The following is a 22,656-nucleotide window of genomic DNA, read 5'->3' on the forward strand; positions in this document are numbered from 1 at the left end:
TTTTCGGCCATGGTGTCGGCTGTGCTGCTGCCTGAAACCAGACATCGTCGGGCACCCACAATGCCGTTCGCGTTCGCGCTCTTAACCGCTCAGAAGCAACGGGCGACAAACATCAGCTGACCATAGGCCTAAATGCTGAAGCAGGACGTGCCGTGCTCAAACACGCGGAGTCAGGTTCTCTGACCGTCCTATTCCTTGGAAGTCACGGTCATAGTTTTTCGCTACGCGACCGATCAGATCGTCTATCCTCGAAAGGAACAGTTTTAGCGTCGGTGATGCATTGGCTTTATTGTAGCCGATCACCAGATCAATCGTCGGCGTATCGCCACTTATGGGACGGCTGATCACGGACCAGGGCATGAAGCTCTTTGCGTAGGCTGGCAAGAAGGCTACGCCTCGCGTCGAGGCGACCAGAGACATTGCCATTGCGAGATTGTCGACCTCGTGATCTGGCCGGATACCAAGATTGGACCGTTCGAGATACTCCTCAATGACAACCCGTAGTGTGGGCGCGGTATTCGAGACGCTGATAAACGTTTCGCCCACAATGTCTTGCGGGTCTATGGAATCGCGCTCAGCAAGTCGGTGATCGCTCGGCAAAACGGCGACAAGCGGCTCCTTCGTGATCAGTCTGTAGGTTAGATCAGCACTTTGCGCCTCCGGTCGCATGAAGGCGACGTCGAGTTTTCCCCTCGTGAGTGCGTTGGCGAGTTGCGGTGAAAACTGGCTGGAGACGATGACCTCCAAATTGGGAAGTTCATCGTGAAGAATGCGCATAGCCTCGGGCAGCCAGTCAATCTCCTGTCCAGTCAGAAAGCCAAGGGCGAAGGAAAGCTTGCCTGGTTCCGCGGCACGGCGGGCCGCTTCACCGGCAGCCTCGACCTGAGCGAGCACTAATCTGGCATGATCGAGGAAGATCCGGCCGGCGGGGGTCAGCTCGATACCCCGCGCGCTGCGGACCATGAGCTGGGCACCCACTTGGTGCTCTAGATCCCGGATCTGACGGCTGAGCGAAGGTTGCGCAGTGTGCAGACGGCGCTCGGCCGCGACTGTCACGCTCCCCTCCTCGGCGACAGCGATGAAATATCGAAGGTGTCTCAGCTCCATGCGTCGCTCATGCCTGTGAGGTATGACTTCAAGCCTACAAAGTCTTTTCCTGCAATGCCAGAAGAACCTACGTTGCTTCCAAGGCAAGCGTCCTGGTTCGTCTTTTCCCACCTGGAGATCTACCAGACCCATTTCTCGTTCACGGAGCTCCGAGGGATTTGGCCCTTGAGCTGTCGTGGGCGGTCATACTTTCGAGGACTACAATCATGAGCACTCCCGTTGTTTTGATTACCGGCGCGTTGACCGGCATCGGCCGCGAGACAGCAATCGCCTTCGCAAAAGAAGGCTCTCGCCTCGTCATCGCGGGTCGCCACGAAGAGGCTGGACGGAAACTCGCAACCGAGCTGCAATCGTTTGGCGCGGAGGTGGAATTCATCCGGGCTGATGTCCGGCACGACGACGAGGTGCGCGATCTCATCGATCGGGCGGTTGCCCGCTTCGGGCGCCTCGACGTCGCCGTTAACAATGCCGGCACTGAAGGCAAGCCGGGCCCAGTAACCGAGCAGACGGCCGAAACCTACGCGGCGACCTTCGACACCAACGTGCTGGGGACGCTGCTTAGTCTGAAACATGAGCTTCGGATCATGCTGACCCAGGGCGGCGGCAGCATTGTCAACATCTCCTCGACCTACGGCCATGAGGGCGCGAAGGGCGCTTCGATCTACGCGGCAAGCAAGCATGCCGTCGAAGGCTTAACCAAGTCCGCTGCCCTTGAAGCAGCGGCCTCGGGTGTTCGCGTGAACGCAGTCGCCCCCGGACCAACGAACACCGGCATGCTCGATCGCTTCACCGGTACTTCCGAAGTGAAGGCCTCCCTGGCCTTGACTGTGCCAATGGGACGCGTTGGCCAGCCAAGCGAACTTGCCCGCGCAATCGTCTTTCTGGCCTCTAAAGAGGCATCGTTCATCACTGGGCACGTTCTGACGGTGGACGGCGGAAAGACTGCGGGTTGATTGCGACTGCGAGCGTTCTCGCGGCGTTTCGCGAACCATTCCTACGAATCGACAGAGGAGATGCGATCATGAGCGAGCACTTAAGCAGCAAGGCCGTTGTAGACGCCTACTATCAGGCCGGCGTGCAGGGTCGCCTCACAGACTTCGGGCCTTATCTGCAACCCGATTTCACGACGACAGCGCCCAATTACCTCCCTTGGGGAGGAGTACATCGGGGAGTGACGTTCTTCCGCGACGAAGTGCTGCCGAACCTGCCCGATGTCCTCGACTTCGGACGGTTCAGCTACGACAGCTTTTTCGCCGAGGACGATCGCGTTGTGGCGCTGGTCAATTTCGGAGTCACTGGACGGGACGCGATGATCAAGATCTCCGAGCACTGGACCGTCAAGGATGGAAAGGCCGCGTCGATCTGGGTGGCTTATTTCGAGCCGCAGGCCCTGCTGGAAAAGCTTGGCATTGCGCATGGGCTTCGCAGCTAGAACCCGCTCGGCGGCGATACCGAACCTATCCGCTAATCATCGTCCCCAACGCCGGTAGGGCGAATTCGCCGCCACGCGCTACCCCATACAACAGCTTCCGATCAAGGAGATAAGACCATGACTAAGCTTTCAGGAAAGACCGCTCTCGTCACAGGTGCCTCGCGTGGGATGGGGCGGTCCGCCGCGTTGGCGCTGGCACGAATGGGCGCGCAGGTATTGATTCACTACAGCACCGGGTTGAAAGAGGCCGAAGCCGTCGTCGCCGAGATTCGCGAGGCCGGCGGACGTGCAGACTCGCTTGCCGCAGATCTGTCCGCGCCGGATGGGGCGCACAAGCTCGCGAAGCAGGTTCGATCTGTGATCGGCGACAGACTGGACATCCTTGTAGCCAACGCCGGAACCTCGAAGTCGGCGACCATTGAGCAAACTACGGTCGAGGATTTCGACAGGCTCTTCGCGGTCAACGTCCGCGCTCCGTTCTTCCTCGTCCAGCAGTTGCTGCCTATCATGGGCAAGGACAGCAGCATCGTGCTGATCTCTTCGCTGGCAGCCCATGCGGCGGTAGGAACGCTCCCAGCCTATGCGGCGACCAAAGGTGCGATCGACACATTGGTGAAGCACTTCGCTGCAGTGCTCGGCGAACGCGGCATTCGTGTCAATGCTGTGGCGCCGGGTGTCGTCGGGACCGACATGTCAAGCTTCACCAAGACGGACGCAGGGCGTGACTTCACACTCGGCATTCAGGCGCTGAAACGTCTTGCCCAGCCGGACGATATCGGCGGTGTCGTCGCCTTCCTCGCCACTGACGACGCGCGCTGGATTAGCGGCGACATCGTCCGGGTCGACGGCGGCTCGAAGCTCTGATGCCGGCATTGGGAGTAAACTTGGATCGGCGCAGAGATAAACCTGAAGGAGCACACCATGAAACTTTGCCATTCAACGTCCTCGCCCAATTCGCGCCGCGTCCGGATGTTCATTGCGGAGAAGGGCATCTCCACCCCGCTGCACCCGGTGAATTTGGGTGAAAAAGAACAATTCTCGGATTGGTTCAAGGCGGTCAACCCACGCCAGCAAGTGCCTGTGCTCGTGCTCGACGACGACACCAAGATTGCGGAAGTGCCGGCGATCTGGCGCTACCTCGAAGAGACCCACCCTGAGCGACCGTGGCTTGGGAGTGACGCCCGAAGCAAGGCGCTTGTCGCTATGTGGGAGCGTCGCGTCGAACTTGATGGCTTCGCGCCGACAATGGAGGGTGTTCGTAACGCAGTCGCGGGGCTCAAGGGCCGCGCGCTATCCGGCCCGCATGACTACGAACAGATCCCTGAGTTGGTCGAACGAAGCAAGCGACGCGTCGCAAACTTCTACACGGATTTCGACGCACGTCTCAAGGAAAGCCCCTTTGCATCTGGAGCTGAATTCTCGGCGGCTGATATTACCGCTCTTGTGACGGTCGATTTTGCGACCGCAGGGCTAAAGATGCCAATCCCCGACCAGGCCCACGCTTTGCAGCACTGGTACGAAAAGGTGGCAGATCGTCCCAGTGCTAAGGCGTAGATGCTGGGCCTGCCGATCTCCCGGCCCGCCGAGCACCGGGACGTGCCTCAGGACGAGGCGACCGATGCTGTGTCGAAAACTCCTGCGCTGCTTGCACAATTCGGCTTATTCTTGGCATGGGCCTATCGGTACAGCATCAATAGGTTCAAAAGAGGAACGGCAGCTTGCTGGCCAGTTTGTCCCAAAACCGAACCGTCTGCTCTCGGCCCCATTTCGGTCATTCAGCAGGAGGAAGTTCCCGGCGACCCGCTGCCACAGCGTCGATATATCGGAGCCCGCAATTGGTCGCGTTCATCGTACTTAGGTTCGCCAGACCATACGAGAGAATACGATGGAAATGGGTTGGCGAATCATCCGCTAACATATTGATTTCCTGTAGGAAACACCAACCCTCCGGACCCACCATTGTCGTTATTTATCAACGCTTTAGAGGTGCTTCCGACCCAGTGTTCCGATGTTCCGTCGGGCGACGCCGGAGTGGCTTATGCCGCCGCGTCCAGCGTATTGAAGGCGGCCCGGTGCGACGTGACGAAGTCCTGAACGGTCATCGGCGGCGCGCGCGTCACTTCGGCGATGATCTTGTCGGCGCCCGAGAAGATGCCGTTCTGGTAATCGAGGGCGATCGCACAGAAATGCTGGATCAAAAATTCCGGCAGGCCGAACTTTTCCAGGCGATCGCGATAGGCGGGGATGGTCAGCGGCTGATAGCCGATCTTGCGGCCGAGCACCTCGCTGAGGGCTGAGGCGATGCCCGGCTGATCAAGCTCGGTCGGCCCATGAAGCGTGTAGGTCTTGCCGACATGGGCGGCCGGATCGGCCAGCAGCGCTGCGATCAGGCGGGCCTGGTCCTCGGCAGCGATGGGAGCATGACGGCCAGCGCCATAGGGCAAGTCGATGACGCTCTGTTCGACGATCGTCTTGCGTGCAAACGGGTAGAGCAGCCATTGCGAGAAGAAGGTCAGCCGCAGATGGATGGTGGGAACGCCCAACCAGTCGAAGATCCGCTCGGCGATCCAGTGATCGCGCGCCGCATGACTCTTGGAGTCCTCGCGCGCAGAGATCTGCGACATGTTGGACGATCCGGGCCTACCGAGCGACAGGTCTTTTTCCGTAACGGTCGATGCGCCAACCATGCGGAACGATACGGGAAGATTTCTGATTTTGGTCCGCGAAAAACCCAATAAAATCAACAACCTTAATGCGTTCTCCGGATCTGCCATGACCATTGGTTTTGCAGCGAAAAAATGCCCTAGTTCGATCGATGACGGTACTTTTCGAGACGGCTGGGGCGCGCCGTCGAACGCTACAAGGTGCAAAAAAATCGCCGATTGGTCTCGATAGTTGGTGAAACCTCAAAATATTTCTTGCTACGACAGTACCGCCGGTCGCCCGGTGTCGCCGCGAATATGAAAATGACGTTGTCGGGCCGTTGGGCTCCCCCGGAGGCGACATCATCTGCGGACATTCGGGCTGTCCGGAAATTTTCAGGCCACGTCCCGCCGAGTTGGCTTGCGATCATCCGCCGCGAACACCGCGCTCGCCTCGCTGACGATAGAGACATGGTCCCTGGCGGCCTTGCCCGCAGCCACGCTGTCTCCGCGCATGATTGCGGTGACGATTAGGTCGTGTTCCTGCCAGGATTTGGCCAGCCGTCCGGGCAGCCTGAACTGGGCGCGGCGGAAGGGGGCCAGCCGGCTGCGCGTCGTCGCGGTCAGCTCCTGGATGTGCGTGCTGTGGGCGCCGCGATAGAGCCGGCTATGGAACTCGGTGTTGAAATACTCATAGTCCTCCTCGGCGCCCAGCTGCACCATTCGCCCCGAGGCTTGGTGCTCGATCTCGAGCCCACGACGCTCGCTGCTGGTCATCCGCTCGGCCGAGAAGCGCGCGCAGATCGATTCCAGTTCGGCCATGCTCTCGAACATCGAGGCGAGGTGTTCCTGCGTCACGACGGCAACGATAGCACCCCTGTTGGGCCGCCGCTCGACCAGGCCCATGGCGCTGAGCTGGCCGAGCGCCTCACGCACCGGCGTGCGTGAAACCTCGAAGCGGGCGGCAAGCGAGACCTCGTCGAGTTTTTCGCCCGGACGCAGCGCGCCGGTGACGATGCGGTCGCCGATCGCCCTCACCATCTGATCGACGGTCGTGCCCGACCGGATCAAGCTGCGCTTTCCCGACAAATCTGCTTCGCCTCCCGTGTCTCGGACCTCAGGTCTCAGTGGCCGACCGGGAACGATCCCGACTCAGGCCATACCCTCTATGCCTATATTTTAATCTGCCTGTCAAATTGGCTGCTTTCAAGGCAAAAAGTGTATGCAATTGCCTTTCGCTTGTGCATGGCGTGGTGAAACCATCATTGAATTTATTGGCTAAATTTATCAATTCGAACTGGCACAGCGATTGCATGCACTTTCTTGAGAAGGCGTTAACCGACCCGGAAAGGGCCTACAGGGGAGCATAAGAGATGACCGACCGATTCATGCTTAGCCGCCGCCAGTTGCTCAAGACCTCCGCCGCCGGGGCGGCATTCGGGCTTGCCTCCGCGGCCTTTCCCATCTCGCGGGCCTTTGCCGCCACCGCCACCGTCGGCTTCATCTATGTCGGCCCGAAGGACGACTACGGCTACAATCAGGCGCATGCAGAGGGGGCGGCGTCGCTGAAGGGCATCGAAGGCATCACCGTCGTCGAGGAGGAAAACGTTCCCGAGACGGTCGACGTCCAGAAGACCATGGAATCGATGATCAATCTCGACGGAGCCTCGCTTATCTTCCCGACCTCCTTCGGCTATTTCGATCCGCACATGCTGGCCATGTGCGCGAAATTCCCCGACGTGCAGTTCCGCCATTGCGGCGGCATGTGGGACAAGGCCAAGCATCCGATGAATGCCGGCTCCTATTTCGGCTATATCGGCATGGGCCAGTACCTAAACGGCGTCGTCGCCAGCCACACCTCGAAGAGCAAGAAGCTCGGTTTCGTCGCCGCCAAGCCCATTCCGCAGGTGCTGCTCAACATCAACTCCTTCCTGCTCGGCGCGCGTTCGGTCGATCCGGCCATCACCTGCCAGGTCATCTTCACCGGCGAATGGTCGCTGGCGGTGAAGGAAGCGGAAGCCACCAACGCGCTGGTCGACCAGGGCGCGGACGTCATCACCTGCCATGTCGACAGCCCGAAAGTGGTGGTCGAGACGGCTGCGGGCCGCGGCGCCTTCATCTGCGGCTACCACGCCAACCAGAGCCCGCTGGCGCCGGAAAAATACCTCACCGGGGCCGAGTGGAACTGGGCGAAGGTCTACAAGATGTTCGTCGATGACCTCGTCGCCGGCACGCCGCTGCCCAATTTCACCCGCGGCGGACTGGCTGACGGTTTCGTCAAGATGAGCCCGCTCGGTCCCGCCGTCGGCGAGGCAGCCCGCAAGCAATTCGACGCCACGCTGGCCGAAATGATGAAGGGCGGCTTCTCCGTCATCAAGGGCCCGCTAAAGAGCAACAAGGGCGCCGTCGTGGCGACGGAAGGCCAGGCCTTCGTTGAGACCGCCATTGAGCTCGAAAGCATGGACTATCTCGTCGAGGGCGTCGTCGGCTCGACCGCCTGATCTGAGGGGAGCGGGGCGATGACGGATACGGTGACAGGAGCCGGCGTGCCGGCACTATTCGGCGCCAAGGGCTATCCGGCGGCGCTGGAATGGATTGCGCGGCGAGCGGAGTCTTTCGTCATTCCTCTGGCGGCGCTGATCGTCGGCATGGCCTTGTTCAGCCTGTTCATTGCGCTGGTCGGCAAGTCGCCGATCCTGCTCTACGAGACGATGTGGCGAGGCGGTTTCGGCTCGTGGTTCTCCGTCCAGAACTCGCTGTCGCGGGGAGCCCCTTTACTGCTCGCGGCGCTCTGCGTGGCGCTGCCGGCGCGGCTTGGCCTCGTCGTCATCGGCGGCGAGGGCGCCATCGTTCTCGGCGGCGTCGCTGCCGCTGCCATCGGCGCGGCGCTGAGCGGCGCGCCTTCCCCAATCGTCATTCTTGCCATGGGCGTGGGGGGCCTGGCCGCCGGCGGTACCTGGATAGGTGCCGTCGGCGCGCTCCGCCACTACCGGGCCGTTAACGAAACCATCTCCAGTCTGCTGATGGCTTACATCGCCATCGCGCTGATGAACCAGCTGGTCGAAGGGCCGCTGCGCGACCCTGCCTCGCTCAACAAGCCATCGACCCAGCCGCTGGCCGATATCTACCGCATCGGCAACATTCCGGGCATGGAGGTGCATTGGGGGCTTGCCGTCGGCGTCGTCTCCTGTGTGCTCTCCTGGGTGCTGATCGAAAAGACCCGCTGGGGCTTTGCCGCCCGCATCGCCGGTGGCAATGTCAGGGCAGCGCAGGTGCAGGGGCTGGCTGTCGGACCGCTCATCGTCGGCTTCACGGCATTGGCCGGCGGCTTCGCCGGGCTTGCCGGCATGCTGGAAGTCGCCGCCGTGCAAGGCAGCGCCAATGCCTCGCTCGCCGCCGGTTATGGCTATACCGGCATCCTCGTCGCCTTCCTCGCCCGCCACAATCCGCTGGCCATCATCCCGGTCGCCATCCTGCTTGGCGGCATCGACGCCTCTGGCGGGCTGATCCAGCGCCGCCTGGACCTGCCCGACGCCACCGTGCTGGTGCTGCAAGGCATGCTGTTCATCGTCATCCTGTTCAGCGAAACCTTGTACGGCCGCTTCAAGGCCTTCAATCCCGATTTGTGGCAGAGGGCCTCGTGATGGATGCGACAGAGATCGGCCTCTGGGGCGTGCCACTCGCCATTCTCGGCGGTGCCATACGCGTGTCGACCCCCTTCATCTTCGTCTCGCTGGGCGAGGCCATCACCGAGCGCTCCGGCCGCATCAATCTGGGGCTCGAAGGCACGCTCGTCTTCGGCGCCATGACCGCATATGCGGTCGCGGTGATGACCAACTCGCCCTGGATCGGCCTGCTCGCCGCGGCCTTCGCCGGCCTTTGCTTCGGCTTGTTCCATGGCTGGATCTGCAAATTCCCGAAAGTCAACGACATCGCCATCGGCATCGCGCTGATGCTGTTCGGCTCGGGGCTCGCCTTCTTCTTCGGCAAGCCGTTCATCAAGCCGAAGGCGCCCAATCTGCCGGCCATTCCCTTCGGCGGCTGGTCCGACATTCCGCAGGTGCAGGCAGCACTCGACGTCAATGTGTTGTTCCTGATCGGGGCGGTGCTGTCGGTCATCCTGTGGTGGGCGTTCCGCAACACCCGCGCTGGGCTGATCGTGCGCGTGGTCGGCGACAGTTCGGACGCGGCCCGCGCCATGGGCCTCAACCCCGACACGGTGCGGCTGCTCGCCACCGGCGTCGGCGGCGCGCTGGCCGGCATCGGCGGCGCCTATCTGTCGCTCTACTATCCCGGCAGCTGGACTGAGCGCATCTCGTCGGGCCAGGGCCTGATGGCGGTGGCACTGGTCATCTTCGCGCGCTGGAATCCGCTCGGCTGCTTTGCCGCCGCCCTTCTGTTCGGCGGCGCCGGCGCGCTCGGACCGGCGCTGCAGTCGGTGGGTGTCACGCAAGGCTACTATTTGTTCTACGCCGCCCCCTACATTCTCACCCTCATCATCATGATCGCCACCTCGTCGCCGACCCGTTCGCTTGCCGGTGCGCCGGGCGAATTGTCGATCACCAAATAACTGGAGTTTTTGCCATGAACGCCAGAGCCGAAATCACCCAGCGCTATATCGACGCCGACCCGTATCCATGGCCCTACAATGGCGAGCTTCGCCCCGACAACACGGCGCTGATCATCATCGACATGCAGACCGATTTCTGCGGACCGGGCGGCTATGTCGACCATATGGGCTACGACCTGTCGCTGGTGCGCGCGCCGATCGAGCCAATCAAGTCGGTGCTCTCGGCCATGCGCGCGAAAGGCTACACCGTCATCCACACCCGCGAGGGCCACCGGCCCGACCTTGCCGACCTGCCCGCCAACAAGCGCTGGCGCTCGCGCCGCATCAATGCCGGCATTGGCGACCCAGGCCCCTGCGGGCGCATCCTGGTGCGCGGCGAGCCGGGCTGGGACATTATCCCCGATCTCTACCCGATCGAGGGTGAGCCGATCATCGACAAGCCCGGCAAGGGCTCGTTCTGCGCCACCGATCTGGAGCTGATCCTCAACCAGCGCGGCATCGAGAACATCGTGCTCACCGGCATCACCACGGATGTGTGCGTCCACACCACCATGCGCGAGGCCAACGACCGCGGCTATGAATGCATGATGCTGGAGGATTGCTGCGGGGCGACCGACTTCGGCAACCATCTCGCCGCGATCAAGATGATCAAGATGCAGGGCGGCGTCTTCGGCGCAGTGTCGAATTCGAAGGCGCTCGTCGCGCAACTGCCGTGAGGAGGCCGCGATGAGTGACAGGAAAGCGGTCGGCGTCGAAACCATCGGCATGACGATGCGCTTCGGCGGCTTCACGGCGCTGGACGCCGTGTCGGTGAAGGTGCCGGCAGGGTCGTTCCACGCGCTGCTCGGCGAGAACGGCGCCGGCAAGTCGACGCTGGTCAAATGCATGATGGGTTTTTATCGCCCGACATCAGGCAACATGCTGGTCGACGGCCGCGAGGTGGCGATCGCCAGCCCCAGGGACGCATCGGCGCTCGGCCTCGGTATGGTCTACCAACATTTCACGCTAGTGCCGTCGCTGACCGGTGCGGAGAACCTGGTCATCTCGCGCGAAAAAGTGCCCGGCGTGATCGACTGGCGCAAGGAGCGTGGCGAGCTTGCCGTGTTCATGGATCGCATGCCGTTCAAGCTGCCGCTCGACGTCAAGGTGGCGGAGCTCGCCGCTGGCGAGAAACAGAAGCTGGAGATCATCAAGCAGCTTTATCTCGGCCGCTCCTTCCTGGTGCTGGACGAGCCGACCTCCGTGCTCACTCCGGGCGAGGCACAGGAAGTGCTGGGGCTGGTGCGCGACATGACCAGAGCGGGCGACCTCACCGTGCTGATGATCTCGCACAAATTCCATGAGGTCACCGCCTTCGCCGACGATGTCAGCGTGCTGCGCAAGGGCAAGCTGACGGGGACCGGCCGCGTCGCCGATCTCGACCACAAGGCGATGGCGGCGATGATGATCGGCGACCAGCCGATTGCCGCACTCGACAGCCGTGCCGCGCCAAGGCCGGACGCCGAGATCGTGCTCAAGGTCAAATCGCTGAAGGCGCCGGACCGCACCGGGCTGAAGTCGATCAGCATCGCGGATCTCGGCGTGCGTTCGGGCGAGATCGTCGGCATTGCCGGCATTTCCGGCAACGGCCAGAAGGAATTTCTGGAGGTTCTGGCCGGCCAGCGCCCCCGCGATGTCGGCGAAGTCATCGTGCGCGGCACCGCCTATGCGGCAACGCGGGCCGAGGCGCGTGCGCTCAATGTTCGCCTCATTCCTGAGGAGCCGCTGAAAAACGCCTGCGCGCCGAAGATGACCGTGGCCGAGAACATTTCTTTCCGCACCTTCGACATCGACAGCAGCGGCAAACCGGTGAGCTGGATCAGTGCCAGCGCCATCAGGGCATTCAGCGCCAGGCTGGTCGAGCAGTTCAAGGTCAAGACCGCCTCGCTATCGTCACCCATCGCCTCGCTGTCGGGCGGCAATGTGCAGCGTGCCGTGCTTGCCCGCGAACTAACCGGCGAGGTCGACCTGCTGATCGTCTCCAACCCGTGCTTCGGCCTCGACTTCTCGGCCGTCGCGGAAATCCGCGCCCGCATCATGAAGGCGCGCAATGCGGGTGCCGCAGTGCTTCTGATGTCGGAGGATCTCGACGAACTGCTCGAGCTCTCGGATCGCATCTTCGTCATGTCTGACGGCGCGCTGGTCTACGAAACGCCGATCGCGCAGGCCAGCGTCCAGACTATCGGCGAGCACATGGCGGGACATCACTGATGGCGGAAATCGCAGCGCAGCCATTTCCGTTCGCGTTCAAGCCGCGGACCATGGCGCTGGTCGTCATCGACATGCAGCGCGACTTCGCCGAGCCGGGCGGTTTCGGCGCCAGCCTCGGCAATGATGTCAGCCGTGTCGCGGCGATCGTGCCGACGGTGAAGAGATTGATCGAGGGCTTTCGCGCTGCCGGCCTGCCGGTGATCCATACGATGGAGTGCCACAAACCCGATCTCTCCGACCTGCCGCCGGCCAAGCGCAATCGCGGCAATCCGTCGATCCGAATCGGCGACGCCGGGCCGATGGGCCGCGTGCTGATCGCCGGCGAACCGGGCACGGCGATCCTCGATGAACTCGTGCCGCTGCCCGGCGAGATCGTCATCGAGAAGCCCGGCAAGGGCGCCTTCTATGCCACCTCTTTCGGCGACGAGCTGAAAAGGCTTGGCGCCGAGCAGCTGGTCTTTGCCGGCGTCACCACCGAGGTCTGCGTGCAGACCACGATGCGCGAGGCCAACGATCGCGGCTATGAGTGCCTGCTCGCCGAGGACGCAACGGAAAGCTACTTTCCCGAGTTCAAGACGGCGGCGATCGCCATGATCAGGGCGCAGGGCGCCATCGTCGGCTGGACGGCGACGACCGACCAGGTGCTTGAGGGAATTGCCAATGCCTAATCTTGCCTTTGCCGGCCTGCTCGACGGCGGCTGGCGCGATCTGGCGTTCGAGCATTTCCGCGACGGCATCGGCGTGCACTGGTTGCTGAAGGGCGGGGCGGTCGAGCCGTCGGTCGCGGTCCTGAAATACCGGCCCGGCGCCAGCGTGCCGCGCCACCGCCATGTCGGGCTGGAGACCATCGTCGTGCTGGAAGGCACCCAGAGCGACGAGAACGGTGACTATCCTGCCGGCAGCGTGATCCTCAATCCGGTCGGGACCGAGCATTCGGTGTGGACGAAGGACGGCTGCGTCGTGCTGATCCAGTGGGACCTGCCGGTTATCATTCTGGGGGAGACGAAATGAGTGATGTCCACTTCGACATAGCGAGCCTGCACGCGGCCTATCGGGACGGCGTCGGCGTTGGCGATGTGATTGCGACGATTTATGCCCGCATCGAGGCAGCCGATGATCCGGGCATATTCATCCATCTCGTCAGCAAGGCGAACCTCCTTACCGCGGCCGAGGCGCTCGGCCCGTTCGACCCGGCGGCAAAACCACTGTGGGGTATTCCCTTCGCCGTCAAGGACAACATCGACGTCGCAGGCATGCCGACGACGGCGGCCTGCGCCGAATACACCTACTGGCCCGACGAGGACGCCACCGTGGTGGCGCGGCTGAAGGCCGCCGGGGCGCTGGTGGTCGGCAAGACCAATCTCGACCAGTTCGCCACCGGCCTTGTCGGCGTGCGCACGCCCTATCCGATCCCGCGCAACGCCATCGACGCGGAGCTGGTGCCGGGCGGCTCCTCCTCGGGGTCGGCGGTGGCCACGGCGCGTGGCATCGTTTCCTTCGCGCTCGGCACCGACACCGCCGGCTCCGGCCGCATTCCCGCCGGCCTCAACAACATCGTCGGGCTGAAGCCAACCGTCGGTGCATTGTCGACGGGCGGCGTCGTGCCGGCCTGCCGCACGCTCGACTGCGTGTCGGTGTTCGCGCTGACCGTCGACGACGCCTATGCAGTGTTCTCCGTCGCAGCAGCGCGCGATGCGGCCGATCCCTATTCGCGCGACATCGCCGTCCAGCCGCTCGCCGCGCGCCCGCCGGTGCTGAGCGTCGGTATCCCGGCAAAAGCCGACCTGAAGTTCTTCGGCGATGTGGCGATGCAGGCCGGCTTCGAGGCCTCGCTCGCTATGCTGTCGCGGCTCGGCTGCCGGCTGGTCGAAATCCCGTTCGGCGATTTCTACGCCACCGCCAACCTGCTCTATGAGGGCGCCTGGGTGGCCGAACGCTATGCCGCGATCCGCGATTTCATGGAAGCCAACGAAGCCGCCATGCATCCGGTGACGCGCAAGATCATCGGCGGCGCTAGGAAGCTGTCAGCGGCGGACGCCTTCCGCGGCCTCTATGCCTTGCAGGCCTACCGGGCCAAGCTCGCCGCGGTCATCGCCTCGGTTGACCTGTTCTGCGTGCCGACCGCGCCGACGCATTACACCGCCGCCGCCGTGCTCGCCGATCCGGTCGAGACCAACAGCCGGCTCGGCACCTACACCAATTTCGTCAACCTGCTCGACATGTGCGGCATCGCCGTTCCCACAGGCAAGCGCGACGACGGGCTGCCGATGAGCGTGACCTTGCTGGCACCGGCCGGCCGCGACGTGCTGACGGCGATGCTTGCCCGCGACTTACATGTGCAGAGCGGCCTTTCGCTCGGCGCCACGGGCTGGCCGCAGCCCAACCTGCAGCCGGTGGCCGCGCCGCCCTGCGACGGCATGATCGATCTGGTGGTGGTCGGCGCGCATTTGTCGGGCATGCCGCTCAACGGCCAGCTCAACCAGCTCGGAGCGCAATTCCTGCGTGCTACAAAGACGGCCGCCGCCTATAGACTCTATGCTCTGGCTGGCCAGTCCGTGCCCAAGCCTGGCTTGATCCGCGTTGCCGATGGCGGCACGCGGATCGACGTCGAGATCTGGCGGCTCGAGCCGGAGGCCTTCGGACGTTTCGTTGCCGCTATTCCCGCACCGCTCGGCATCGGCACGGTCGAACTCGACGACGGCACCCCGGCCAAAGGCTTTCTAGTCGAAACCGCTGGCTTGGACGGTGCCTCTGATATCTCCTCATTAGGCGGCTGGCGCCGCTTTGTCGCACGTAATAGGGACATGGCCGACCAAATTGATCAGCAGCGCAATTCTCCCGACACCGGTGGGCACGTTGCGCTATGACCAGCAGGGTGTGCGTGAGAGCGCCGTGTTTGAATATGATTCAGGCTGGCTGCGCAGGCAACTCATTCGCCGGATTTTGCAGTAAACATCCATACTGGAAATCAGAGGCGACCATTTCCGCGGCGAATGTGCCGAAAATCTGAAGAACAAAGTTCAGAGGTCGCCATGTTGGAAGAGTTCGCCACGGACGTTTCCGGCGGCTCCATCGTGGATTGCGCTCATTGGCTGCCCGAGGAGCGTCCGGTCGAGACGGCGGATACGGTGCTGAAGTTTTTGGCCAGCTGAAGCGTCGGCACCCTTCCGCAACAAGATGATGATAAAGGCTGGGTGTTTTAGAAGCTCCCATGGCTCAATGCGGCTTCCGGCCCCTAACGCGATCGGACCGGCTGCCACGCAGCTGCCATGGGAAACGCTCCGCCGGGCCGCTTGAGTAGGGCGGCGCATTCATGCGGGTCAATTTAGTGGCGTTGTTGACGTTCCCTGATTCCACTTCTCAAGCTTCCCCAGGAAGCCCCACGCTGCAAGGCCAAGAAATAACGGCATTGCGAAAGGGCTTAACCCCGTGGCTGGCGTGATATTCGACAGTGCAGTGCCTACCGCAGTCAGATCACCCGACACACCAGACGAAGTCGCCAATTTGGAAAGCAACTGCGTAATGATCGCCCCCCCAATACCAATCGCCGATTTCTTTCCGTCGAGCAGATTCCCGATCGTCTGACCGAGCGCACCGTTCACTGGGCCTAACGGCGCGTCCTTGGCCTGGCCGGGGAGCAAGATGGCCGAGACGAGATCAATTGCCCTTCGCAAGCGATCTTGCTGACTACCGCCCTGATTAACTGGCGGGACGTTGTTCGCCACGCGCTGAACGGCACCCCCCAACGCGCTGACAATGTCCGCGAGGTCGCTGTTCACGCCAGCCGTATTTACATTGGCAGGTGAAGGCACCTTGTCCGATCTATCGGTCAACGCGCGAATGGCGGCCTGCAAAGATTCGAGCTTCTCGCGAATATCACTTGCGGCCCCATCTGGGCTGGGCTGCAGCTGCCGGTCAATCGCCGCAATCGTAAGGGGATCCGCCAACCCGGTATCGTTCAGTCCGTTTAGTTGCTGAAAGCGCGACAGAGCTGTCCTGGTTAAAGGTCCGCTCTTCCCGTCTTCGACCAATTGCGGGTTTGCTCCGAGAGCGTTCAATGAATGCTGAAGCCAGACAACATCCTTCGCCATCTCATCGTCTGGTTCCAAGCTCGTCGAACCGTCGTTTGAATCGGTGCTGATTGTTAGGTCAAGGCTGAGGAGAGCCTTCAAGATCACTGCCGTCCCGAGCTGCGTATCCACAAAATTAGGGTCGAAAACATGGTCTCTGACATACTTGCCGCCTCGCGCCTCGGGCGGCCCGTACAAGGTTGAGCCACCGTAAAGGTACGGAGAATTCACACCTTTTCCGTGGTAGCCATAACCATTGAACCCCTCGAGCCTGAACAGAGTTCGCGCAATCCCCCAGTCGCTGGCGCCGACAAAGCCCTCCAGCCGCAAAGCGTCCAAGGCTCCGTCGACAAAAGCGTTCGGCCCGGTGAATGGCCCACGGCCCTTGGGAACAATCGTGGTACGCTGGCCAAGAGGCTGGCCATTGCCAAGATAAGTGCCGAAATTTAACGAAGACTCACGGTAATGACAGAGGCCGACAAACCACCATGGAACACCTGTCCGACTTTCGATCTGAGTATAAATCGGCTTGCCATCCAGAATGCGCTTGGCTTCCTTTTTGACGACGCTGGCTCGGTTGGATCGGATTTCCAACTTCTCCCAGTTGCGCTCATACCCCTCTTTATATTCATCAAAGAGTCCCATTGCCCATATCCTCTTCGAGTAGTGATTGACCAAATTCGACTGCGCTAAATCTCCGCCAAACTGGAAAGCCGTACACCTTTGTCAGGCGCTGACAGGGGCGGGCATCTCAACAATCTCCGACCTGCTTCGGGACGAGCCGCCCCGCCGGATTGTCGAAGATTGTCACGACATATCCGGTCGTCCCCTGACTTCACCCGCTGCCAGGTACTGGTTGTCACCGGTAGTGAAGCGACGGCCCCATGCCGAGCCCGTAGGAGACCAGATCCTTCAGCCTGAAGCCTGCCCCGCTCACAGGCTTCCACAAAGGATCGAGCGACAGGTAAGACCTGCCGTCGCCAAACAGCAATCCGAGGAACACCTCCGCCACAATACGACCGCCCACGGGTCCAAGCTGCGGCGTGGAACGAGTGCCGCCACCCGTTATCGGGATGGGCATGTCTGTCTTGTTTGCTGCCGCTTCGGCAAGGACATAGGTCCAAAGTGGACAATTGTCGGCAAAGGCATTGCCGTCGCCACCTTTGGCTGTGACGGCATCGATGATAGGCCCCACGACGTCGCCAGCACCCGGGGGAGGGTCCACAGCCTTGCCGATTATGATGTCCGCATCGGTTAGGGGCTCGATGCCCATGGCCCGGGCAACGCTCTGGCCGGATGGCAGGCCGAGGAGCCAGCCCCGCAAGAGGTTGCGCTCGCCCAGTGAGGCCGGCGGGTCGCCCGCCACGGCTTTCGGCAGATCGTGCAGGAAGCCGACGAGGGATGTGTCGATCCTGTAGGCAAACTGCAGCCGACGCTCGTTCGCCGGATCCCCGGTGTCGGGATCCGATCCACCGGCGCGTTCGTCAATGTCGATAAATCGACCCCAGTCCAGAGCGCGACCCGGCTTCATCGTCTGGAAGCCAGTAAGCGCGTCCTCATGCGGCTTGCCGGCGCGTGGGAAGATCGGCAGCAGCTTGTCGTCGTTCAGGCGATAGCCGGGCCTGACCATCGAATGGCCAAGTCTGTAGGCGGCGACCGAAAACTCAACTGGCATGAACGGCAGGTTGCGCCAGTGATAGTACCGCAATCGCTTTTGATCGAAGCGGCCGTCCGTCTTGAGTGCGTCAAGGATTGGTTGCGAAACGATCCGGGAGAGGAAGTCATTCACGACAACATACTGGTAGTGGAAGCGGACGAGCTGCTGGATGGCTTCAAAATCCAGGCCCGGATTATCATCGGCCATCCGGTTGTGCACGTTGAGCATCAGCCCTTGCAGCTGCGACACCAGACTGTTTTCGTCGTTGCGGGGGTCGCCGATGATTGCTCGTCCGGCGAAGCGCGGCAGATCGTGTCCGGGCTGGGCGCCCGTTCCTGTCATTGCATCGCCGTGGCGGAATCGCCCCTCTTTTGTGTACATGTAGGGCTGGTCGGCCGGACCCCGGCCATAGACATTGTCCAAGTTGAAGCTCGGCGTGCGGAAATCCACCAACCCATCGGGATCCAGCGATTTGCGCAACGTGCTGACGGGATCGAAGGTGATGTCATGGTCGACGAACTGGCCAAAATAGGTGTAGAGCGCGGGAATCCCGCTTTCCTCGGCGTCGGTTCCATCTTTAGGCTCGTCGATTCCAGCAGACATGGCCGAACCGAGCGCCTTGAGGTTGCGTCGGTTGTCATGGTCGTTTGCCCCGAACGTTGCGGGCGCCAGATTTCGGAACATGCGACCGAAGCGGCCTTCGAACAACGGCGATCGTGTCGCATCAATGCCACGGGGCGGGGTGCCATGCGTTCCCATTTTTGATCTCCCTGTCTTGTCAAATTTCTTGATTGCAGGATGGATGGCCGTGTGTCGAAGAAGCCGCTTAGCCCATCCCGGTGGGCCGCGAGGCACAGGACCGGCCCCATCCGGTCATGGCCCCGCGGCGCCGCTCCCGGGAGGAAACGAATTGGCGCCGATCTTCAATCGTCTCGATGGGCCCGGTTCGGGTCGTTCAGCGCCGGGGCAATCGAGATGACATCTCGGAAACAACCATTAGACCAGCTAGCGTGAAATCAGCGTGAGATGACGACCATCTTTAGCTCCGTGTCTTTGCCGAGCTTGGGTCGCCTCGCACGCAACGTTTTGTTGACCCGATCAAAATCGTAGGGCGAAAGTGGCAGACAACAGGGAAAGGGTTTCTCCAACAGCGAGGATTGTGGATTGACCGCCGCAAACGCGTTCGAACTGGCAGCGCGATTTTGTTCACAGCCGCAAGATTTAGCGCCTGAACAGGCTGCAATGGCCCGCGGGTTGCTCGGCGCGCTCGGCTACCTTGACACCAGCGACACAGATCCCGGCTTGATGGCGACAAATAACCGCCAAGGACTACTCTCAGCAGCGGCAAATTTTGGCAATCTGTTCCGCTTGCACGCCCGCCACGCACCGGGGCTGTACTTCTTTGGCGCGCAGGTAAACCGCAACTGGGGAGATTCGGTTTCAGCCATTTCTGCCAGCTTCAGTGGCGTCGGCCTCACACCGGGGCGCGCATTCGAGGCCTGCATCGGCGAGGGCATCGAATATCATAGCGAATGGCAACAGCCGCACGGGACGATGAACCGCACGACAGTAGATGGTGTAGGTCATTGGCAGGACGTTCGCCTGGCTGAACACCTGGACGATTTCCGGGTGCAATCCGGTTTCGGTGAAAGTGACCGGTGGGTGCCCGTGCGCCGGCTGGACGACGGTAGACAGGGCTATTTGCCCGAGACGCTTTTCATTCGCAGCGCAAACCGAAGCGCCTGGGTAACCAGTTGCGGATGCGCCGCAGGGATAACCCACGAGGCTGCCCTGACCTCGGCGCTGCTGGAAGCAATCGAGCGCGATGCGGCTGCCGGCTGGTGGCGCAGCAGGCGCGGCGGCCGGTTGATCGGACTGGAAGCGCTTGCTGGCGCGGGTGTGCTCGATCTGCTTGCGCGGATAAGGCAGGAGAAGCTCGGCAGGTGCACCCAGTTTCTCGACATATCGGGTGAGTTTCCCGCGCCTGTAATCGCGGCGCTATCCTTCGACGCGGATGGTCGCGGCCTGGCAGTCGGGCTGGCTTGCAGGCTGGACGCCGGCAACGCCCTGAGGGCGGCGCTGCTGGAAATGTGCCAGATGGAATTGGCTCTCGATCTGGCGGCAATGAAACGCGCAGAACAGGGAGTTGAGAGGCTCGACGAGGTCGACCGCCTGCAGGCGGAGCGCGCCGAGACCCCTGGCGCAATCGACACGGACCTCGTCTCACACCTGTCCAGTGGCGTGCTGATGCACAAAAATGATGAAAAGGACTTGAATTTCGTATCCTTGGTTGGCGAAATGCTCAAAAAGCAATACCGCATATACGCAGCAGATCTGACCACGCCGATGTTTGACATTCCCGTCGCCAAAGTCTTCGTCCCAGGGCTGCAGCCATTTCCGTCGCCGTTCCAGTCGCGTCGGCTTCGTTCCCTGATTGACCAGGCCGGCCCGAGCGGCCGCGCCGATCTTATGTAGACGGAGGCAGTTGCGGGACAACGATGATCGGGCACAACTCCCCAACGAGGACTGCGCCGCTGATCAGCGTCACGACGCTTGACAAGGTAGCGCTGAGCCGACTTGGGCGAGACGTCGCCGTGAGAAACCGCAAGTCGCGCGCCGTCCTTGCCTATCTTGCACTGAGCCCACATGGTTTTGAAACCCGCGAGCGCATCTGCGGCTTGCTCTGGAGTGAATCGGACGAGGCACGAGCGAGGGCCTCGCTCAGGCAAACGGTAGTCGATCTCAAGGCCTGTCTGGCTGAAATCGAAGGAGTTTTCTCCGGAGACCGGCTCAACGTGACGCTGAAGCCGTCGCTGGTCACGGTGGATGTGGGCGAGATCAGACACGAACTGAAAGCTGGCCGGATCCCCCCCATCCTTCTGGAGAGGCAGCGTGTCGCCGAAAGCTTTCTCAATGGCCTGGACGACATCGACCCTTCGTTTCGGAACTGGGTCCTCGTCCAGCGGCAATGCCTTCAGGACGAATTTATCTCATGTCTGGAAGCGATGGCCAAGGCCGCGGCAGACTGGCCAGCCCTAAAGCGGGCCGGACAAGCCCTGCTCAATCTCGATCCGACCAACGAGATCGGGTGCCGAGCTGTCATGGAAGCGTCGGCTCGGATGGGCGACCAAGCAACGGCCTTGAGGGCCTATAAGGGGCTTTGGGACCTGCTTGAAACAGAATTCGACAGCGAACCTTCAGCCGCCACGCAGGCACTGGTCAGTGACATCAAGCTCGGTACGATCGGGGCCACGGACAGGGGGGCGGTGACCGCAATCGCCGCCGAGGCGTTCGGGTCCCAGGCGCAACGGCTGCAAGAGCCCGCCGCCGGCGTGCTGCTGTTCGTGCGGGAGTTCGAATTGGTGAGCGGTTCCGTCCGCGCGCGGAACGCCGTGCAAATCTTCCGCAGTGAACTGGTTGCGTCCCTGGTGCGATTCCGCGACTGGGCGGTAATGGAATGGGAAGGGCATCCCCCCCGCTTCACCGAGAATGCCTATTGCATCGAGGCGACCGGATTTATCGACGGGCCGACATTGCGTCTCAGCATGACGCTTAAGCAGCTTGCATCGGGGCGCTACATCTGGAGCGAGCAGTTTGTCATCGAAAACAGCCAGTGGTACCAGACCCAGCAGAGGCTCATCCGCCGCATCGCCGTCGCGCTGGGCGTCAGCATGTCGTCCGAACGGCTGGTTCAGATCGCCAGCATCCCGGACCTGTCGCTGGAGCAGTTCGACCGCTGGCTGAGGGCGCAGGAACTGATCTTTCAGTGGCGCCCGGAGTCAGAGGAGCGGGCCGAGGCTCTGTTCAGATCAATCATCGCAGAGTCACCACGCTTCGCTGCCGCCTACGCCGGGTTGGCCGGCATCATCAATTCACGGCATCTGATCTTCCCCGGCATCGGCCGGCGACGCGAACGCCACGCCGAAGCGCTGACGTTTGCCAAGCAGGCGACCCAGATCGATCCAATCGATTCGCGAAGCCAACTGCATCTGGCGTGGTCCTACGCCATGAACGGCATCCCGCAGCAGGCAGCCATCAGCTTCCTTCTAGCCTGCGAACTCAATGGCAACGACCCCTGGACCTTGGTCTCCGCTTCTCTCGGGCTTGCTTATTGCGATGATCGCGAGAACGCGCGGCGTATCGCCACTCTGGCGTTGCAGACCGGACTCGGCGTTTCACGCCTGCAATGGAGCTATCAGGCGGGCGTGCGGTTCCTGCTTGGCGACTATGCCGGTTGCGTCGAAGCGGCCGAGCGCGCCGCCGATAGTGTGTCGTACATCGGCGGCTGGAAGGCTGCGGCGCTCGCCTTGCTCGGCAATGAGAAAGCAGCGCATGAAGAGGCCGACCGATTTTTAGCGCAGCTGAAGACGACGTGGTTTGGAAATGAGTCACCGGAGCCGGGCAACGTCGGCACATGGCTCATGGATAGCTTTCCGATCTACAGTCCAGAGGCCGTCGAGGCACTGCGCCGAGGGCTAGCCGGGGCCGGCATTGTCGTCAGCCATATGCCTTTGCCAGAGCCCGTTCTATCGGCAGCCCCGGATGGTGTAGTCCGCGATGCGTGAGTAGAAGAAACTGTCGCGGTTGAACGGCACCTTTTCGAGAATGGCATCGAAATAGAATTCCGGAATGCCATAGTCGGCCATGCCACCTTGTTCGGTCTGGAGCTTCTTTTGCGATTGCGTCACTTGATTGTTGGGCGGTAACCGCAGGAAGAAGACGTGGTCGTATCCCTGAACGATCTGGATTTCCTTATAGCGGTCCGGCACGACGACGAGTCCATCGAGTTGGGCCTTGAACTCGGCCAAGTCGCGCGGACGCGTGCTGGGATCCTGTGCCCATTGCACCACCTTGCGGCCGGTCGCCTCGAAGTTAAGGGTTTGGATCGGTTCGGGAAAGGCGTCCAAATTATCGACGGGGTCAGCCAT

Annotated in this window: 20 protein-coding genes and 1 pseudogene; 14 read left to right on the forward strand and 7 right to left on the reverse strand. The window is 61.9% G+C overall.

Translation table 11 applies throughout. From position 1 onward, the window contains the following. Positions 1 to 156: 156 nt before the first annotated feature. Complete coding sequence (locus MAFF_RS28805; protein WP_010914538.1) at positions 157 to 1,107, reverse strand: LysR substrate-binding domain-containing protein; 951 nt, start codon at positions 1,105 to 1,107, stop codon at positions 157 to 159. 206 nt (positions 1,108 to 1,313) lie between these two features. Here MAFF_RS28805 and MAFF_RS28810 point away from each other — a divergent pair, with 206 nt between their 5' ends. The 4 genes from MAFF_RS28810 (at position 1,314) to MAFF_RS28825 (ending at position 4,093) form a co-directional block, all read left to right on the forward strand. Continuing rightward, the gene (locus tag MAFF_RS28810) at positions 1,314 to 2,060 is read left to right on the forward strand and encodes an SDR family NAD(P)-dependent oxidoreductase (protein ID WP_010914539.1); all 747 of its coding nucleotides are present in this window, start codon (positions 1,314 to 1,316) and stop codon (positions 2,058 to 2,060) included. Positions 2,061 to 2,128: 68 nt separating this feature from the next. Beyond that, positions 2,129 to 2,539 carry a nuclear transport factor 2 family protein gene (locus tag MAFF_RS39460; RefSeq protein ID WP_010914540.1) on the forward strand — a complete coding sequence of 137 codons (411 nt, stop codon included), beginning with the start codon at positions 2,129 to 2,131 and terminating at the stop codon, positions 2,537 to 2,539. 117 nt (positions 2,540 to 2,656) lie between these two features. Then, positions 2,657 to 3,403 carry an SDR family NAD(P)-dependent oxidoreductase gene (locus MAFF_RS28820; protein ID WP_010914541.1) on the forward strand — a complete coding sequence of 249 codons (747 nt, stop codon included), beginning with the start codon at positions 2,657 to 2,659 and terminating at the stop codon, positions 3,401 to 3,403. 57 nt (positions 3,404 to 3,460) lie between these two features. Further along, positions 3,461 to 4,093, forward strand: coding sequence for a glutathione S-transferase (locus MAFF_RS28825; protein ID WP_010914542.1), 633 nt, complete (start codon positions 3,461 to 3,463; stop codon positions 4,091 to 4,093). A 482-nt stretch (positions 4,094 to 4,575) separates the two neighbouring features. Here MAFF_RS28825 and MAFF_RS28830 read toward each other — a convergent pair whose 3' ends face one another. Further along, positions 4,576 to 5,409: an NmrA family transcriptional regulator gene (locus MAFF_RS28830; protein ID WP_244420642.1), complete on the reverse strand. Its 834-nt coding sequence runs from the start codon at positions 5,407 to 5,409 to the stop codon at positions 4,576 to 4,578. A 168-nt stretch (positions 5,410 to 5,577) separates the two neighbouring features. Next, entirely contained in the window at positions 5,578 to 6,252 is a 675-nt protein-coding gene (locus MAFF_RS28835) for a GntR family transcriptional regulator (RefSeq protein ID WP_044549546.1), read from the reverse strand. A 302-nt stretch (positions 6,253 to 6,554) separates the two neighbouring features. Here MAFF_RS28835 and MAFF_RS28840 point away from each other — a divergent pair, with 302 nt between their 5' ends. Genes MAFF_RS28840 through atzF form a run of 8 tightly spaced genes read left to right on the forward strand, consistent with a single transcriptional unit; the run spans position 6,555 to position 14,868 of the window. Further along, positions 6,555 to 7,682: a BMP family ABC transporter substrate-binding protein gene (locus tag MAFF_RS28840; RefSeq protein ID WP_044549548.1), complete on the forward strand. Its 1,128-nt coding sequence runs from the start codon at positions 6,555 to 6,557 to the stop codon at positions 7,680 to 7,682. A gap of 18 nt (positions 7,683 to 7,700) precedes the next feature. Beyond that, entirely contained in the window at positions 7,701 to 8,825 is a 1,125-nt protein-coding gene (locus tag MAFF_RS28845) for an ABC transporter permease (protein WP_010914546.1), read from the forward strand. Beyond that, complete coding sequence (locus MAFF_RS28850) at positions 8,825 to 9,751, forward strand: ABC transporter permease (protein WP_010914547.1); 927 nt, start codon at positions 8,825 to 8,827, stop codon at positions 9,749 to 9,751. The genes MAFF_RS28845 and MAFF_RS28850 overlap by 1 nt, the downstream gene beginning before the upstream one ends. Before the next feature lie 14 nt (positions 9,752 to 9,765). Continuing rightward, positions 9,766 to 10,467, forward strand: a complete 702-nt coding sequence (locus MAFF_RS28855) for a biuret amidohydrolase (RefSeq protein ID WP_010914548.1) — start codon at positions 9,766 to 9,768, stop codon at positions 10,465 to 10,467. Positions 10,468 to 10,477: 10 nt separating this feature from the next. After that, positions 10,478 to 12,001: an ABC transporter ATP-binding protein gene (locus MAFF_RS28860; RefSeq protein ID WP_010914549.1), complete on the forward strand. Its 1,524-nt coding sequence runs from the start codon at positions 10,478 to 10,480 to the stop codon at positions 11,999 to 12,001. Continuing rightward, complete coding sequence (locus MAFF_RS28865; protein WP_010914550.1) at positions 12,001 to 12,669, forward strand: cysteine hydrolase family protein; 669 nt, start codon at positions 12,001 to 12,003, stop codon at positions 12,667 to 12,669. Before MAFF_RS28860 ends, MAFF_RS28865 begins: the two co-directional genes overlap by 1 nt. Next, positions 12,662 to 13,012 (forward strand): cupin domain-containing protein, encoded by a 351-nt coding sequence (locus MAFF_RS28870; RefSeq protein ID WP_044549552.1) that lies wholly within the window; start codon positions 12,662 to 12,664, stop codon positions 13,010 to 13,012. Before MAFF_RS28865 ends, MAFF_RS28870 begins: the two co-directional genes overlap by 8 nt. After that, positions 13,009 to 14,868 (forward strand): allophanate hydrolase, encoded by a 1,860-nt coding sequence (gene atzF / locus MAFF_RS28875; RefSeq protein WP_010914552.1) that lies wholly within the window; start codon positions 13,009 to 13,011, stop codon positions 14,866 to 14,868. The genes MAFF_RS28870 and atzF overlap by 4 nt, the downstream gene beginning before the upstream one ends. Positions 14,869 to 14,911: 43 nt before the next feature. Here atzF and MAFF_RS40925 read toward each other — a convergent pair. The 3 genes and pseudogenes from MAFF_RS40925 to MAFF_RS28885 all read right to left on the reverse strand — a co-directional run. Then, a pseudogene (locus MAFF_RS40925) lies at positions 14,912 to 15,025 on the reverse strand (TetR/AcrR family transcriptional regulator); the annotation flags it as partial. A gap of 296 nt (positions 15,026 to 15,321) precedes the next feature. Next, the gene (locus tag MAFF_RS28880) at positions 15,322 to 16,716 is read right to left on the reverse strand and encodes a peptidoglycan-binding protein (RefSeq protein ID WP_010914554.1); all 1,395 of its coding nucleotides are present in this window, start codon (positions 16,714 to 16,716) and stop codon (positions 15,322 to 15,324) included. 214 nt (positions 16,717 to 16,930) lie between these two features. Continuing rightward, on the reverse strand, positions 16,931 to 18,487 hold the full coding sequence (locus MAFF_RS28885; protein ID WP_044549555.1) for a peroxidase family protein: 1,557 nt from the start codon (positions 18,485 to 18,487) through the stop codon (positions 16,931 to 16,933). 405 nt (positions 18,488 to 18,892) lie between these two features. Between MAFF_RS28885 and MAFF_RS28890 the strand changes: the two genes are divergently transcribed. Both MAFF_RS28890 and MAFF_RS28895 read left to right on the forward strand, forming a co-directional pair. Then, complete coding sequence (locus MAFF_RS28890; RefSeq protein WP_244420643.1) at positions 18,893 to 20,203, forward strand: YcaO-like family protein; 1,311 nt, start codon at positions 18,893 to 18,895, stop codon at positions 20,201 to 20,203. A 23-nt stretch (positions 20,204 to 20,226) separates the two neighbouring features. After that, positions 20,227 to 22,293, forward strand: coding sequence for an AfsR/SARP family transcriptional regulator (locus MAFF_RS28895; RefSeq protein WP_010914557.1), 2,067 nt, complete (start codon positions 20,227 to 20,229; stop codon positions 22,291 to 22,293). On the opposite strand, the gene MAFF_RS28900 is transcribed toward MAFF_RS28895, so the two are convergent. Continuing rightward, positions 22,255 to 22,656: a hypothetical protein gene (locus MAFF_RS28900; protein ID WP_010914558.1), complete on the reverse strand. Its 402-nt coding sequence runs from the start codon at positions 22,654 to 22,656 to the stop codon at positions 22,255 to 22,257. The two genes, MAFF_RS28895 and MAFF_RS28900, sit on opposite strands and share 39 nt — an antisense overlap.

Origin of the sequence: Mesorhizobium japonicum MAFF 303099, assembly GCF_000009625.1 — a bacterium.
Classification (GTDB): domain Bacteria; phylum Pseudomonadota; class Alphaproteobacteria; order Rhizobiales; family Rhizobiaceae; genus Mesorhizobium; species Mesorhizobium japonicum.